Origin of the sequence: Petroclostridium sp. X23 (assembly GCF_030013905.1) — a bacterium.
Taxonomy (GTDB): domain Bacteria; phylum Bacillota; class Clostridia; order SK-Y3; family SK-Y3; genus X23.
This window is the reverse complement of the sequence record NZ_CP124862.1, coordinates 377,547-393,674: the sequence shown is the minus strand read 5'-3', so window position 1 is coordinate 393,674 and position 16,128 is coordinate 377,547. Positions and strand designations below refer to the sequence as shown.

Genomic DNA, 16,128 nt, shown 5'->3' with positions numbered 1-16,128 from the left:
TTTCGTGGCTCAAAATAAGGTTAACATGAAAGTGAATATCGCAGGAGTTGAATTAAATAATCCCGTTATAACAGCATCAGGTACTTTTGGCTTTGGCAGAGAATACGGAGAGTATATTGACTTAAATAAATTAGGTGGAATATGTGTAAAGGGATTAACCTTTACACCGCGAAAAGGCAATCCTCCTCCCCGAATTGCGGAAACTCCCGCAGGAATTTTGAACAGTGTAGGATTACAAAATCCCGGGGTGAAATATTTTGTTGATCACGAGATGCCTTTTCTTAAAAAGTTTGATACAAGAATTATCGCAAATATATCGGGCAATACTGTGGAAGAATATTGTAGTATGGCTGAGATTTTGAGTGACAGCGATGTTGACCTTATTGAAATGAATATCTCATGTCCGAATGTAAAAGAAGGCGGTGTTGCTTTTGGGACCAAAGCCTCTACCGTCAGCCATATTACGAAAGAAGTAAAAAAGCATTGCGCAAAGCCATTGATTGTAAAGCTTTCGCCCAATGTGACAGATATTAAAGAAATAGCGCTTGCGGCGGAAGAAGGCGGTGCGGATGCCGTTTCTCTTATCAATACGCTTTTAGGAATGGCCATTGACATTCACAGCCGGAAACCGATACTGGCAAATAATGTAGGAGGCTTATCCGGGCCTGCTGTAAAACCGGTAGCAGTTAGAATGGTCTGGCAGGTGACATCGGTGGTAAAAGTACCTGTCATCGGAATGGGTGGAATTATGACAGGTGAGGATGCCGTCGAATTTATGCTGGCCGGTGCATCCGCAGTAGCGGTAGGTACAGCAAATTTTGTAGACCCACAGGTTTGTCCTAAAGTTGTACAGGGGTTAGAAAGTTATTTAAAGCAGCAGCATATACATGATGTGAAGGATGTCATTGGAAAATTGGAGCTTAATTGACAATTAATAATTAAGGAGAGTTTTATGACAAGGTTGATTTTAGTTAGGCATGGAGAAGCTGAAGGAAATATAATGCGGAGATTTCACGGACAAACCAATTCCCAATTAACTGAAAACGGTCATATGCAGGTTAAAAAGTTAGCCGAACGGATGGCGTCGGAACGTATAGATATATTGTATTCCAGTGATCTGTCGAGAGCTTATCAGACAGCAAAATATATCGCAGAAAAGAAGAACATGGATATTCATATTGTAGAAGGCCTGCGTGAAATAAACGGTGGTGACTGGGAGGATATCCCCTTTGCGGAACTACCTAATAAATGGCCGGAGATTTACCGATGCTGGGAAGACCAACCGCATCTTGCCCAATTACCCAATGGGGAATCAATGGAAGGACTTCAAAAAAGGGTAGTGAACGAAATCATGCGCTTAGTCAAAGAAAACCCTAACCAAAATATATGTGTAGTGACTCATGGAACCGTTATCAAGGTACTTCTATGCTTTTTTTATGGGAAACCCCTTGAAAACGCAGTAGAAATACAATGGCATGACAATGCTTCTTTTACCATAGTGAATGTTGATGACGATCACTTTCATGTTGTGATTGAAGGAGATAATCAGCATTTAGGTGAGCTAAGCACACTGGCCAAACAAGATTGGTGGAAAAAAGAAAAAGATGCTTAATAAATAAACAAAGGAGCGAAAATGATGATTACTAAAGAAAGAGTATTGGAAGTTTTAAAAGAAGCCGGCGTATTATTGGAAGGACATTTTCTTTTAACATCCGGACGTCATAGTAACAAGTACCTTCAATGCGCAAAGATTTTTCAATACACGAAGTACAGCGAAGAGCTTTGTAAAGCGTTAGCGGAAAAATATAAAGACGCAGGCATAGATCTGGTCATTGGTCCTGCCATCGGTGCTATTCAAATGTCTTATGAAGTCAGCAGATGGTTAGATGTAAAAAACATTTTTGCTGAAAGAGATAACGGCGTGATGGCTCTTCGAAGAGGATTCACCATCGAAAAAGGACAAAAAGTGCTCATTGTTGAAGATGTTGTTACTACCGGAGGTTCTGTGAAGGAAGTAATCGAAATTGTAAAAGAAGCCGGGGGAGAAGTAGCAGGTGTAGGTGCAGTAGTTGATAGAACCGGAGGAAAAATCGATTTCGGCACAAGATTTGAATCGGTAATTTCTATGGAAGTGGAATCTTACGAGCCTGATCAATGTCCGCTCTGTAAGCAGGGAATACCATACATAAAACCGGGAAGCCGACAGATAAAATAATAATTCCAATCAGTATAATGGTGGTAGCGTGTAGAGCTGTCACCATTATTTCTATTTCTTTTATATAGTATATTTACAAATTATTCATACAGGTGTATAATGATCTTGGTAAACTTGTAAGGCCCTATCGTCTAGCGGCCTAGGACGCCGCCCTCTCACGGCGGTAACAGGGGTTCGAGTCCCCTTAGGGTCACCAAATCCGTAGGAACATATGTTTCTACGGATTTTTTATGTTATAAATTAAAATATCACAATATTGCATATATAAAAAATATGTAAGATTTGTATGATTGAAGAAGGATTATGTAAAAAAAAGTAGAATATTATATCTTGATTATGTTGTGTAAATATGGAAATGAAAATTAGGAGGGCATAATACCTTGGAAAAATGCAGCCAAATGGTGAATGAATTTTACTAAAGCAATAAAATAGAACATCATAACGACAACAATCTACTATTTGAAAAAAATATTTGCTATTATGAAGGCAGCGGTATTCTGAGGTGAGGGTATTACACTTATCAGAATACAAAAAAGGTAATTGTATAAGACGTTGTTTTAAAAGTAGAGGGGGAATTTACAGAAATGAGATTAATTATATGTGGGAAAAAATATCAAGTCTTAATGCGTATCATTAGTATGCTTTTAATTATCAGTATGCTTTTACCCCAAACATTGGTTTTTGCATCGGATGATGAAGCGCAAATTCTTCAACAACATATTATACCGGATGAAATCTTAGAAAATAATCTATTCTACATATCTACCTCATCTCAGATTTTTTATGAAGGCGAAGGCGGAAAATACTTACTAAAGATCGGCAGGGGCGGAGATGCCTCGGATGACGTCAATGTGCAGCTTAAAATCATAGACATTACTGCAAAATACGAAAAAGATTATATCATTAGATTAAAGGGCATGCCGCTTATCGGAGGCGAAAAAGTAAAAACCTCTCAAGAAAATCGGTCCATGATAGAGATGATCGGCACGGCGGAGGATTTAAAAGAGACATCTGCGGAACCTGATGTGGAGCTATTGCAAGAAATGTTTGATGCGGCGCAGGACAATCAAGACGCGCCGGGAATGGATTCCGAAAGTGAGGAGAGAACCGTTTCTTCTGCCGTATATGGTGGAGAAGATGCAGAACCTTCTCTGACAGAGGAAACATCTCCTGATGAAATTCCATTAAATCCTCAAGATGTAATTGCAGAAAAAACTGTTTCTGCTGCTGTATATAGCAAAGGAGCTGCAAGCCCTTTATTAAGGGGAAAAGAGTTGTTTACCGGCATTAAATCGGACAGGCAGCCCATGTCTGCAAAGCAGGATATGATTGACGGCCTAGGGGAACTGGCGGATTATTTAACAGGCAATCTTTTAGGAGCAACTTTAGATATACCGTTCAAAGCCGGTATAAAAGAACGGTTTATAGAGATTGAAATACTGGATAATAAGGTTTCCGACGGCCAGAGGATTTTTGCCGTCGTACTGGGCGCGGCATCGGAAGGTATGAATAACAGCGCACTCTCAAGCGCCATGTTTACAATAGACGATGACGAGCCGAAAATACTCTCGCAGGTGTACTTTGAAACGGAAAAGATCTATGCGCAGGAGGATCGGGCAGTTGTGGAAATTTACCGGGAAGGGGCTCTTAATTCCATTGCATCGGTAAATATGAAAACCGTTGCGGGCAATGCGGTTGCCGGAAGAGATTATTCACCGGTGGATGCGGATATCATTTTTCCTATCGGTATACAAAAGAGAACCGTTGAGATTCCTGTAAACAGTGGATATATTAATGACAGCGCACAATTCAAGCTGGTCTTGTCAGACCCCAAACAGTGTACGATTCAGGGGACAGGAGAAGCAACCGTAATCATTGAAAAAGGGAAGACATCACGTATCGCGTTAAGAGCGGCATCCAACAGTTCCGGATCAACTGCGGCGCAATCCACTGTTACAAAAGGTGCGGCCCTTGATCTGAGCCTGATGCGGGCAACCGGCAATACTGCCAACTTTGGAGGGGTCAATCAGTATAATACGAACAAATACAGTATAAGCTGGGCGTATAATAGCTTTTGGGAAGAGTGGACCGGAACATCGGCAGCACAGATTGATCTTGTAGATGATACTACCAAGATGGCAATCATAGATTGGTATGGAGGCAATGCCCTTCAACGCAATTATTCGGCGGTCTTCCGTGCGAATGGGAGATATGATTGGGACGGTGTTGAAATAAACTGGGAACAAGAATCGAGCAAGCCGGCTTTTGTTTCCACCAGGGTATTTGCCCGAGGCATTACGAATAGTGGGGCAGATACCTCCACGCGCCTTTACGATACCGATGAAGAACGATGGAGCAGAAAAACCGACACGCTTTATTTTGGACTTGCAAAAGTACAGGCTCTGGCAGTAGAAAACGAAAAGCGAAAAACCGGCAATTCCTCTACCACACATCTATACAGTCTTACGCCTATAAAAAGAAAATTCGAGGTTCATTTCAAAGCAGCCGATCCTTTAACCTTTGATATCGGAAATGGAACAAAAATTCCCATTCCTGAATATACCGCTGCAGAACTCAAGGGTACTTCAAGCGACAGTGCGATGGTAGAGAAATATGCGGATGAGGAATTCTCCATTTCCGTAAAAAATACGGCCAAAGCCAGGCTGAAAGAGATCAGGATTGTCAATAATACTAAGTCTGAAGTGATCTGCTCCGTTCCGCCCGGAAAAACGGTTGTAAACATAAAAATAGACAATCTGTTTTTGCAGAAATATAACGATGTGATATCATACAACGACGTACCCGGGGTAACAGGTTCTAAAAGGGGCAGCTTTACCGTACAGCCTGTTTTTGAATATATCGATTCGGAAGTACGGGTTTTTACAACCCAGGGTGAAGGATATTTTGATGGATTCACTGCACCGGCAGGACGGCAATATGTGGATCGGATATATCATCTGGGGGATAAGATCAACCTTAAGTTTGTGCCTTTCTCACCCGATGATTACAGAACCGGTCATGTACAATATAAAACAAAAGAAAATAAGAATGAAAATGCCGAATTAAGCGGCAGATACGATGTGACATCGGGGGATACGTGTACCTACGCGGTCAATACCCCTGTAGTGCAATTGACACCGGTCTTCCAGAAAAAAGATAATAAAATTGTAGTGCGTGTCAATAAAAATGATGTGAGTCAGTATTTCAATACGGGAAGCGGACTGTTTACTTCCACAGAAACCACAGATGGAGGAAGTTATTGGGAATATGTAATCGATAAGAATCCTAAGTTCCAAAGCAACTATGCGCTGGCGGTCAACACAAAAAATTCCCGGTATGTACCTACGTGGAAAGAAGCCAGAAACGATACGGTTTACAGCGGAAATATATTCTACTTTTCCGCCAAAACCCTTACCAGTGACAATGTAATCTGGCTGAGTGCCGTAGACAGCATAAAAGTCAAAGCGGGTTATTTTTCTTTAAACGGGACAGCTTATCATAATAATATTTCCATCAGAAATAAGAGCGGTGCAAACCCTTATCTTGCTGCGGAGGGAGCGGTTGTTGCCAGCTGCGGGTCCATGGCGCTGGTAGGCGACGATGGAAAATTTGAACTATCTCCATTTTTTGGCGTTTATGGCGGAACCATAAGATACCTTGTTGCTTCGGATGGCAAGCAGGGCTTGAGGGAATATACGCTGCCAAAAACAGAAGGTTCAAAAAAGACTTTTGTCACAACCATTGTTGATCCGGCAACAAATCAGCCTAAAACCGAAACCGTTCAAGCCGAGGCGGTAAATCTTTCCGAAGTGCTTTTGCCCAGCGACGGCACCGAGATTCCCGTATTTACGTCGGTAAGCGCATATTCGGGAAATGTGCCCCTTGCGGAATTTGATAACGCACTTCTTATCAATGAGGAAATGATCACTTTTATGGTGGATATTGATGCAAAGGGCAAAGAGATCGCCGGAGTAAACTTTATCGTCATGGATAAGAACAATACGAAAAAATTTACAAAACCGGGTGTGCGGAGCTATTCAGGCACCAACAGATTTGGTTTTACGTCCAAGCTGACAACAGCGGGCAATGAGAGCTATGCTCCGGGAGATAAACTGTTTGTACAAATGGAGATCAATATTCCTCCTGTTACACAGGAAGAAGGGGCAGGACAGTTTACTACAACAAAGCTTACTGCCAAGGATACGGGGCTTGTGTTTGTGTCGTCGGTATATAAGGAGCCGGTGACTCAAAACTTTACAGTGCCTACAAATGCGTCATTTATAGAGCTGCCGCTGATTGGAAGCTTTAACTCCGCATTTGCTTTCAGCAATGTCATGTTTACCATCACGCAGAAGCCCAACAACTTGATAGAAATGAGATTCGGTTATCTGCCCAACAATGTGAGCATGTCGGCAGATAATTATAAAGATTACGATTCGATGTCCTATACCGATGGACTTAAAGAGGCATTTGCCGATGGATTTTCCGACGCATCGGCCGCGAAGGCCGGACTGGCCGCGATGGGAGCGCCTCAGTTTAAGGTGAGTCCTGCTGTAGGTATTTCCCTTACTTTCGGTATCCGGGATACAAAGGATTTTGAATTGATGGGCGGAGGGATTTTCCTGGGTGTCACCGCCGGATTCAAAGTGACCTGGTATACACTGCTTCCGGTCGTCTTTATCCCTTGCTATATCGGCGTCGCAGGCAATATATCGGCCCTGATGCAAGGAGGCTTTTTAGCAGATCCCAACGGTCCTTTGATTACGGTGGGAGGACTGAACAATCAGTCCTATGAATTGGAAAAAAGCTTGAAATTTGATGCCGCTCTTCAAGGTTTGGGAAGCATTCAAATATTCGCCGGGGTAGGACTTGCGGGAACCATTGGTGTGCGCGGCGGCGGCGAGATGGTGGCATCCTATATTTGGTATCCTACCGTTAAAACATATTATCCGGCCTACCATACCCATGGGCTGAGACTTTCCTTTGCGCTGAAACTATGGGCAGATGCATTTTTAATGTCCATTCCTATTCCCATTTATGAATTTGATGATCTGAATTTCGGATATTATAAAGACATCGCAGATGCTAAAAGTCAAACGCAGCGAAGGATTGTCAATGCGCTGGCGGCGCCGGGAAATGATATTGAAGAACAAGAGACGGACCAGGTTCAGTATAAAAGCCGAGATTATATTCATCAAATGTCGGACTGGCTGCCGGAAAACAATAGGCTTTATAGTATGAGATTGCTTGGAGCATCTGAAGAATTAAAACAAACAACCCTCATCGAAAATGGCTATGACCGGCCGGATTCAAAATTAATGGATATAGGCGGCGGAAAAATGCTGCTGGTATTTTTAGCCGATGACAAGCAAAGAGAATCCAATCAAAGGACCGCATTGCAGTATAGTGTTTATAACGGAAACGGATGGAGTAAGCCTGTAACTATACAAAACGACGGTACTGCGGATTTTACGCCCCATATACGGGATGCGGGTGAAAATGTAGTGATTACATGGACATCAACCCCGCCGGGTGCTGTTACATCTGAAGATCCGATAGAGTTCCTGAAAAAGACCGAAATCTATACCACCATGTTTAATAAAACAAAAATGACCATCGGGAAAATCGTACGGTTGACGGAGGATGACTATTATGATTCCATGCCTCATGCAATTTACGACGAATCCACCGGTGATATCGTGGTGTACTATGTGAAGAGCAGTGCTGGTGATGACTTTGTTGCTTCATTAGATATGACACAAAATAACAGCGTCATCGTATATATGTTGTACGACCACGGCAAAGGGCGGTGGTTGAGAGATTATTACTATGACAATGAATTAAGCAATCCTGCCGATGCGGAAATCCTGATAAGAGATTGGAAAGGGCAGAGATTTCTTCCTTCGCCCATCGAGCAATTTGGGATGGAGGATCCTATCATTACCGATTTCAACGCGATTAGTTATAATGGATTGGGTGTCTATGCATACACCGTTGATAAAGATAATATTAAGGATACATCAAGCGACAGGGAATTGTTTATCCAGGTTTATGATTTTCATACGCACAACACATATAAACCTGTCCGCGTCACCGATAATGTTGGAAATGACGCAATTCCAAAACTAATTAGAAAAGGAGAGGAAACATATTTATTCTGGCTGCAAGGAGATACGTCGATACGGTATATTAATGTTACGACGTTGATTAAAGAAGGTATCCATGCCGATGGCACCATAAAAGAAAATTACGATTTAAAAGTCGGCACGGTAGTACTGGCGTCGGAAAATACCGATATACAACCTATCCTGCACAGCTTCGAAGTAGTTCAGGATCAACATGATAATCTATATATTGTCTGGGCGCAGCCTGTAATTGATGAAGAAACCCAAAAAGGCAGTCAGGAAATCTTTGCTGCAGCAATGATTAAAACAAAAGCAGCTGACAATACGGAGTCGGTTGTTTGGTCACAGGAATACCAGATTACAAAATCAGGACTGTATAACGATGAACTGTCATTGGCAGTGAATGAAGATGGCAAAGTATATATTGTCCATAATGAATTTGTTCAGGAGTATACGGACGACCCGGATGCGCCTGTATTGATTAAGGATATGAAGCTTAAAGCTACGGAGTTTATGCCGGACAACAATTTAAAGCTTGAAAGATTTAGTCTGTCCGATGAAACGCCAAATCCCGGAGAAATGATCACAGTGGGCATGGCAATAAAAAATGAAGGTGTGCTTGCAAATCAGAAAGGATATCAGGTGGATGTCTATGAACTCAATAGTGGGGTGAGAGGCCGGCAGGTTGCGGTGATTGAAAATACTTTACCGGTTTTGCCCGGAAGTATTGAAAACATCTCATTTGAATGGACGCTGCCGGAGGATGTTGACAATCTTTCATTGGAAGCCGTGATTACCAATAAAGACACCAACCGTATCACATCCGGCAGCAGCAGTGAAATCAAAATCGCGCCGGAGTATGAAATAAAAGATTTTGAATTCTATCAGGATGAAGAAGGAATGAAAGCTTTATTCAACATCTATAACACAGGCAATATGCCGTCGGTGGAAAATGATATTGTGAGAGTAAACTTTAACGGGCCTTTCGTTTCTTCGGAACAACTAGGGATACAAAACAAGGTTTATTTGGAACAAGAAGTAGGCGTGATCATGCCGGGAGAATTTAAACAATGTGAAGGTGTGCTGGATGTTCCGGCTGAGGCTTTTAACCGCTTCGGCTTTGTAAGGACCTATACGGTGGTTACCGACAATACGGCAGAAATAAGAAAAGGTAAGGGCGTCTCCATGGATGTATTTCCTACCCGGCCCATACACATCACATTAGAGGATGTAACCGACAAAGCGATCACGCTTCAGAAAGGAAAAAGTCTTAGCTTAATGTTGAATTATGAACCTGTTGATATCTACCCTAATGCCGAGATCATATATACGGTACAGGATACCTCCATTGCTGATATAGAAGGCAATGTACTCAGAGGGATCGGGAAGGGCGAAACCCTATTGACAGCATACCTTCAGCCCTATGGCGCTAAAAAGACGTTTGCGGTGAAGGTAGAGGGAGGTTCTTCTTCATCCGAAACATCAAGCGGACAAAGCCAGTCGGTTCCAAAGGCTGTGGTAAGCAGCACCGTTACGATAGGAAGGGAAGTTGTACAAAATAATATCATCAATAATATACTGTACATACCTGGTGTGAATACGGCACAAGAGATAGCGCTGACTTTCGAAAAGGATGCAATCGGAGACGATGTTCATGCGATCCATATTACTGCTTTAAAGGCAGATATCGTCCTTTCGGAGGATACGGTCAATGCGGTCCGCGGTGCCGGTACAACTACAATGATGTTTATTACCGGAGCAGGTGAAAAAGAAGTCTCTGTGAAGATGATGACGGATGGGCAAGAAGTGCTTGGTGCAGCGGGATATATGTTTATAGATTATGAATTGAATGATAGCAGTAATACCGACAGTGTTATCGTTAAATTCAAAGATAAGGTCCTTACGGAAGCGTTTTTTGATGAAAGTAAAGGACGGATATATATACCTCTGAAGGAATTTGGGATTTATCAAATATCGGAAAACCCAAGAACATTTGATGATTTGAAGAACCACTGGGCAAAGAATAATATAAGTTTTCTTGCGGCCAGATCTATTTTAAACGGTTATACTGACGGCAGCTTCCAGCCTGAAAAGCCGGTAACACGTGCTGAGTTTTTAAAGGTATTGCAGACAAGTGATATCTTAACCCAAGAACGGGAGGGTGAACCGCATTTTTCCGATGTTGATGAGCGCAGTTGGTATTACAATTATGTTCAATGGGGTGCAGCCAATCATATCATAAATGGCTATGAGGACGGTTCTTTCCGTCCGGATCATCCGGTTACCAAGGAAGAAATGGCCGTGATGCTGACGAAATTTATTGCACTATCCGGAAAAGGGTTTGAAAGGACAGATAACAAGCATTTTCTTGATGCTGATCATATCTCTGCATGGGCAAAAGATGCAGTAGAAGTATTAAAAGAGCAGTCCATTGTAGAAGGGGATGAACAAAAAAGGTTTTATCCCAAAGAGAAGCTTACGCGTGCGCAAGCAGCCAAGCTTATTTCTACAATTTTAAAAAGCTATACCGAGATATCCTCTCAATGATCCGTTATTCTTTGTTGGGTTAAAATCGGCATATTGACGCAAGGGGGGTGATAAAAATGCCTGAAAATAAAAAAATAGAAAAACAAGAGGAGCCGGAAAAACAGTTTGAGCAGTTTTCCGATGAAGGCTTGGTACAGGTCTCAGGCGGCAAAAGTGCGTTTACTAATGTTCCTCGTGTACCGCTGAAAGATTATGATGATGAGGTTAAGAAAAATATTTAATGCCAAGCTAACAAAACATTATAGAATTAAAAAACAGCATAAAACCAGATCAATACAATGGTTTTATGCTGTTTTTTTAATATTCTATTGTTGATTGATTAATAATATTTACACCCTGTTTATCCCTTAACTTTTCCATTAAATTAAACAAAGCATTATCCTTATTTTTTGCTTCAAGCATTACATCAAAGTCCCGGTCCAGTTCTTTAGCAATATCCAAGAACCTTATAAACTCATCGACATCGATATCGTCTGCATGATTTCTAAATTTCTTTTCGCTTTTAGGACTGGAAAAATGAATCTTTGGTTTGAAATATTCACTATTCCACGTGTCAAAGATGGCCGGCAGAATATCAATGATATTTTCACCTGAGTTATTGCATGCATAATGATGCACATCAAAAACCATAGGAATATTCAACTGCTTGCAAATAGATAATACATCAGGGGCTGTATATATTTTGTCATCATTTTCTAGAATAAGCCTATTGCTAAAATATTCCGGCAGCCTTTTAAAATTCTCTATAAATCTTTGTATGGACAGTTCTTTTTTTTCATACATACCGCCGATATGCAGCACCAGCTTATATTTCTTATCACTTAACCCCATCGCACGGTATATCTTATAATGGTATTCAAGGTCACGTAGTGAGTCCTCAAATACTTTCGGATTAGGACTGTTGATCAGCGTAAAATGGTCAGGGTGCGCACTAACCCTAAAGTCATTCTCTTTTACGAAATCGCCTATTTCTTTGAATTCTTCTATAAAATCTTCTTCGTAGTTCCAGTTTTCTACAGGCGTATATGTAGCCAGAGGAACTAGTTTAGAGGTGAAGCGATAAACCTCTATTTCATGTGCCAAGTTATATTTAAGGATTCTTAAGGTGTTCTCTAAATTTGTACGGGTTATTCTTCGAAGTCTATTTTTTTTACCTTCTTCATTATCAATCTTGTTATAGGTTGCGGCCGTGACCGTCTTAGAAGGGGAACAATCTTTTAAATTTAATGTCATTGCGACATAGCCCAGTCTAATAATCATAAAACATCACCCAAATTATTTTCTCCAATAATAAAAAAATGATCACACAACTTCATATGAATGTTTATTTTTGTTATAAAACAGTTAATATATGCCAAAAATATATATTGACAAATAGAAATTAAGTGAGATATAATCTTTAGTTGTAAATGCAAATCATTTGCAAATAAAAAAACACTAAAAATGATTCAACATGAGGAGGTTTATACATGAAGAAGAAAAGCACAATTGTCATTACTCTTGTTTTAATGCTTGCTTTAAGTTTTTCATTTATTACAGGCTGCAGTAAGAAAAATGAAACCACAGCAAGCGGTGATGCTAAAATAACCGTTGCAGTAACTATTCTTCCACAGAAAACACTGGTGGAAGCCGTATGTGGTGAGCTGGCAGAGGTAGTGGCGATGGTTCCACCAGGAAACAGTCCTGGTAATTATGAACCAACTCCTATGGAAATGGAGAAGTTCAGCAAAGCATCAATATTCTTTACAATTGGAGTTCCTACAGAAAAAGCTAATATTCTTCCTAAAGCCGGAAGTATGAGAGTAATAGAGCTTCACGAAAAGGTTGCAGGTAAGTATCCGGACAGGGAATTTGCTCCCGGAAAAAGGGATCCGCACATTTGGCTTTCTCCCAAAAGAGCAAAAATAATGGTGGAAGTGATAGCACAGGAATTGAGTTCGTTAGACGAGAAGAACAAAGATACATATCAAAAAAATGCTCAAAATTATATACAAGAACTGAATAAATTGGATGAAAACATAAAAACAACATTCGAAGAGGTAAAAAATAAGAAGTTCATCGTATTCCATCCGGCATATGGATACCTGGCGGATGATTATGGCCTTGAAATGGTTTCTTTGGAGGAAAACGGAAAAGAGGCGACGCCACAACACTTGCAGGAGGTAATTGATCTTGCAAAAAAGGAAAATATAAAAGTTATTTTTTCTCAAGCGGAAATTGATAGCAAGCAGCCGGAAGCCTTTGCTCAAGAGATTGGAGGAAATAAGGTTCTGCTTGAGCCCCTTTCACCGGATTATATTGCAAACCTCAAAAACATGGCAGAAACCATCGCTGAGGCAATGAAATGAATAAGTTGAATGATGAGAATAAAAAAGCTATTCATATAGACAATCTCACTGTTCATTACAATAAGATACCCGCGCTGGTCGATATTTGTATTGATGTGGAAGACAAGGAATATTTAGGTGTTATAGGTCCTAACGGGGGTGGAAAAAGTACGTTATTAAAAGCCATCCTCGGATTGGTGCCGGTGACTTCAGGAACTATTAATGTGTACGGGAAAAGACCTGGAAGACTTGGAACACTGGTAGGATACGTCCCACAGTTTGTAGGACTGGATAAGCGCTTTCCAATAACGGTTCTGGAAGTAGTGTTAACAGGACGGTTAAACAGAAAATTGTCACTATTTCATAAATTCACAAGAGAAGACAAAAATGCAGCAGAGGAATTGCTTGGAAAAGTAGGTATCTGTAATCTTGCAGATCGTCAAATCAATGCACTTTCCGGAGGAGAATTTCAGAAAATGCTGATTGCCAGAGCGCTTGCCGTCAATCCGAGGCTTTTGCTGCTGGATGAACCTACCGCTAGTGTAGATGCAAAATCCCGGGATCAGATATTCAAGCTGCTCGAAGAACTCAATAAAAATATGACCATTATTCTTGTAACCCATGATTTGCTAGCTGTTTCATCACAGGTACGGAAGCTGGCATGCCTTAACGAACGGCTGGTTTATCACGGGGAAACCGAACTCAATCAAAACATTGTAAACAGCTTGTACGGTTGTCCTGTTGACCTTATTGCTCATGGGGTACCCCACAGGGTGTTAAAAACACATAAGGAGGATAAAGTAATTTGATATCAGCGATGATTCAATACGAGTTTCTTCGAAATGCAATGATTGCAGGTATCTTAGCAAGTGTCGTCTGCGGTATTATCGGAGTTGTGATTGTTGAAAAGAAATTGATCATGATGAGCGGAGGCATTGCCCATACTTCCTATGGCGGAGTAGGGCTGGGATATCTTATGGGTTTTGAACCTATTTTAGGAGCGTTACTGTTTTCTTTATGCGCTGCACTTGGTATAGGTTTTATCAAAAGAAAAGGCGGCGCCCGTTCTGACACGGTTATAAGCTTATTATGGTCTTTAGGAATGGCCTTGGGTATCCTTTTTATAGGGTTGATGCCAGGATATCCTCCGGATATGACTTCCTATCTTTTCGGCAGCATTCTATCCGTAACTAAGGAGGATATTTACTTAATGTCAGGTTTGACCTTACTTGTTGTTTTTATCATTCTTACGTTGTTCAACTACTGGAAGGCATATCTGTTTGACGAAGAATTTGCTGCGATTTTAGGAATAAGGACCGCTTTTCTTGAATATCTGCTTCTTATACTTATTGCATTGACGGTGGTAGTTCTGATACGGGTAGTAGGAATTATTTTGGTACTGGCTTTACTGACAGCCCCTGCGGCGGTTGCAGGAATATTAGCTTCAAGCCTTAAATCCAGAATGGTATATTCAATTGTTTTTGGAAATATTTTTTGTATATCCGGACTCTGGGTATCCTATGAAATGAACATCGCATCCGGAGCTTCTATTGTAATTCTGTCCGTGGTATGCTACCTTTTATCCTATGCAGTACACTCACTACATAGACAACTGAAAAGAAAAAAAACACCGACAATGCCGTTTACGGCTGAGCGATAACAAGAAAAAATAAAAGCAACTCGGCTATTTAATACCTGATTTTAGTAATAGCAGAGTTGCTTTTTCAGCGTTCAATATTTATCCGATTTTACAGATTTATAATCCGATAATGGATTGCTGTTTACGGCATCTCTGAGCTGCTCATTATCCAGATGTGTATAAAGTTCTGTTGTCGCAATACTTTCATGACCAAGTATCTCCTGCAGTACCCTGATATCCACCTTTCCGTGCTTATACATTAGGGTGGCCGCCGTATGCCTTAGTTTATGGGTAGAATATTTTTGAGGATCCAATCCGGCTTCAATGATATATTTTTTGATAATACGCTGTACCATGTTATTACTGATTCTTTGCTTCCTCTCACTTAGAAATAAAGCATTCCTATCTTTCACACCATCCCGGGGACGGACTTTTAAATAATTATCGATAGCTTCTCTGCAAGCATCATTTAGATAAACCGTTCTTTCTTTATTGCCTTTTCCAATGATGGTAAGGGTATCACTCTTGATATTACTGATATTGATACCTACAAGTTCCGACAGTCGCATACCACAGTTCAAAAACAAAATAATAATAGCAAAATCCCTTATCGAATGTTTACCTGAAATCACGGACAGTAATTTCATACTTTCATCCACGGTAAGATATTTTGGCAGCCTTTTTTGGGTTTTCGGCGTCTCAAGTTCACTGGCGGGATTAGTTTTTAAAAGTTTTGCTTTATTGGTAATATAATTGAAAAATGATTTTATGCTGGCAACTTTTCTTGCGCGGGAACTTGCGCTGTTATCACGCTCGCGGCTCATAAAAGACATAAAGGCATATAAGTCGCTTAGTGTGACCGTTTTCAAAAGATCAATATCCACATCGGTTATAGTAATTTCTTCAAAAGCAATCGTTTTTGGTTCAATAATATTTCTGTATACCTTTAAAAAACGGAAGAATACCCTTAAATCATAAAAATATTCTTTAATAGTGTTTTTAGATTTACCTCTAATGGTTTCCATATAATTCAAAAAATCCTTCAGTATGACCGGTGATTCATCAAAAACAAATTTTTTCATTTATAAAACCTCACATAATTTATGATATGCCCATAGATATAAGATACATCAGGCTAATATTTGTGTTAAGTGGAACAATACTTTAATAATATTATAAAGTGTTACTGCTAAAGTTTCAAACTTTTCTTTTTATCTTACATTCAGCATGAATAAATTACCACTACCCTTTTATGTTGCGTAGCGATATATCAAC

10 protein-coding genes and 1 tRNA gene are annotated in these 16,128 nt (G+C 40.5%); 9 read left to right on the top strand and 2 right to left on the bottom strand.

What is annotated here, in order from left to right:
- Positions 1 to 25: 25 nt before the first annotated feature.
- The 6 genes from QKW49_RS01865 (at position 26) to QKW49_RS01840 (ending at position 11,108) form a co-directional block, all read left to right on the top strand.
- Entirely contained in the window at positions 26 to 928 is a 903-nt protein-coding gene (locus QKW49_RS01865; RefSeq protein WP_282868037.1) for a dihydroorotate dehydrogenase, read from the top strand.
- Positions 929 to 952: 24 nt separating this feature from the next.
- Positions 953 to 1,612, top strand: a complete 660-nt coding sequence (locus QKW49_RS01860; RefSeq protein WP_282865897.1) for a histidine phosphatase family protein — start codon at positions 953 to 955, stop codon at positions 1,610 to 1,612.
- Positions 1,613 to 1,636: 24 nt separating this feature from the next.
- Positions 1,637 to 2,215, top strand: coding sequence for an orotate phosphoribosyltransferase (gene pyrE, locus QKW49_RS01855; protein ID WP_282868036.1), 579 nt, complete (start codon positions 1,637 to 1,639; stop codon positions 2,213 to 2,215).
- Positions 2,216 to 2,335: 120 nt separating this feature from the next.
- Positions 2,336 to 2,411, top strand: a tRNA-Glu gene (locus QKW49_RS01850).
- A 388-nt stretch (positions 2,412 to 2,799) separates the two neighbouring features.
- Complete coding sequence (locus QKW49_RS01845) at positions 2,800 to 10,887, top strand: S-layer homology domain-containing protein (protein ID WP_282865896.1); 8,088 nt, start codon at positions 2,800 to 2,802, stop codon at positions 10,885 to 10,887.
- A gap of 56 nt (positions 10,888 to 10,943) precedes the next feature.
- Positions 10,944 to 11,108, top strand: a complete 165-nt coding sequence (locus QKW49_RS01840; protein ID WP_282865895.1) for a hypothetical protein — start codon at positions 10,944 to 10,946, stop codon at positions 11,106 to 11,108.
- Between the two features lie 76 nt (positions 11,109 to 11,184).
- Here the strand turns inward: QKW49_RS01840 and uvsE are convergent, their stop codons facing one another.
- Entirely contained in the window at positions 11,185 to 12,147 is a 963-nt protein-coding gene (gene uvsE, locus QKW49_RS01835; RefSeq protein WP_282865893.1) for a UV DNA damage repair endonuclease UvsE, read from the bottom strand.
- A 209-nt stretch (positions 12,148 to 12,356) separates the two neighbouring features.
- On the opposite strand from uvsE, the gene QKW49_RS01830 reads away from it, so the two are divergent.
- From QKW49_RS01830 to QKW49_RS01820, 3 genes are read left to right on the top strand one after another with little or no spacing between them, the layout of a single operon-like run.
- Positions 12,357 to 13,235 (top strand): zinc ABC transporter substrate-binding protein, encoded by an 879-nt coding sequence (locus QKW49_RS01830; protein ID WP_282865892.1) that lies wholly within the window; start codon positions 12,357 to 12,359, stop codon positions 13,233 to 13,235.
- Positions 13,232 to 14,023: an ABC transporter ATP-binding protein gene (locus tag QKW49_RS01825; protein WP_282865891.1), complete on the top strand. Its 792-nt coding sequence runs from the start codon at positions 13,232 to 13,234 to the stop codon at positions 14,021 to 14,023. The genes QKW49_RS01830 and QKW49_RS01825 overlap by 4 nt, the downstream gene beginning before the upstream one ends.
- The gene (locus tag QKW49_RS01820; protein WP_282865890.1) at positions 14,020 to 14,874 is read left to right on the top strand and encodes a metal ABC transporter permease; all 855 of its coding nucleotides are present in this window, start codon (positions 14,020 to 14,022) and stop codon (positions 14,872 to 14,874) included. Before QKW49_RS01825 ends, QKW49_RS01820 begins: the two co-directional genes overlap by 4 nt.
- Positions 14,875 to 14,945: 71 nt before the next feature.
- Here QKW49_RS01820 and QKW49_RS01815 read toward each other — a convergent pair whose 3' ends face one another.
- Complete coding sequence (locus tag QKW49_RS01815) at positions 14,946 to 15,935, bottom strand: tyrosine recombinase XerC (protein ID WP_282865889.1); 990 nt, start codon at positions 15,933 to 15,935, stop codon at positions 14,946 to 14,948.
- Positions 15,936 to 16,128: the final 193 nt, after the last annotated feature.

Bases quoted from the DNA above. Each gene is read 5' to 3' on its own strand.
- QKW49_RS01865 (WP_282868037.1), top strand. From the start codon at position 26: ATGAAAGTGAATATCGCAGGAGTTGAATTAAATAATCCCGTTATAACA.
- QKW49_RS01860 (WP_282865897.1), top strand. From the start codon at position 953: ATGACAAGGTTGATTTTAGTTAGGCATGGAGAAGCTGAAGGAAATATA.
- pyrE (WP_282868036.1), top strand. From the start codon at position 1,637: ATGATTACTAAAGAAAGAGTATTGGAAGTTTTAAAAGAAGCCGGCGTA.
- QKW49_RS01845 (WP_282865896.1), top strand. From the start codon at position 2,800: ATGAGATTAATTATATGTGGGAAAAAATATCAAGTCTTAATGCGTATC.
- QKW49_RS01840 (WP_282865895.1), top strand. From the start codon at position 10,944: ATGCCTGAAAATAAAAAAATAGAAAAACAAGAGGAGCCGGAAAAACAG.
- uvsE (WP_282865893.1), bottom strand. From the start codon at position 12,147: ATGATTATTAGACTGGGCTATGTCGCAATGACATTAAATTTAAAAGAT.
- QKW49_RS01830 (WP_282865892.1), top strand. From the start codon at position 12,357: ATGAAGAAGAAAAGCACAATTGTCATTACTCTTGTTTTAATGCTTGCT.
- QKW49_RS01825 (WP_282865891.1), top strand. From the start codon at position 13,232: ATGAATAAGTTGAATGATGAGAATAAAAAAGCTATTCATATAGACAAT.
- QKW49_RS01815 (WP_282865889.1), bottom strand. From the start codon at position 15,935: ATGAAAAAATTTGTTTTTGATGAATCACCGGTCATACTGAAGGATTTT.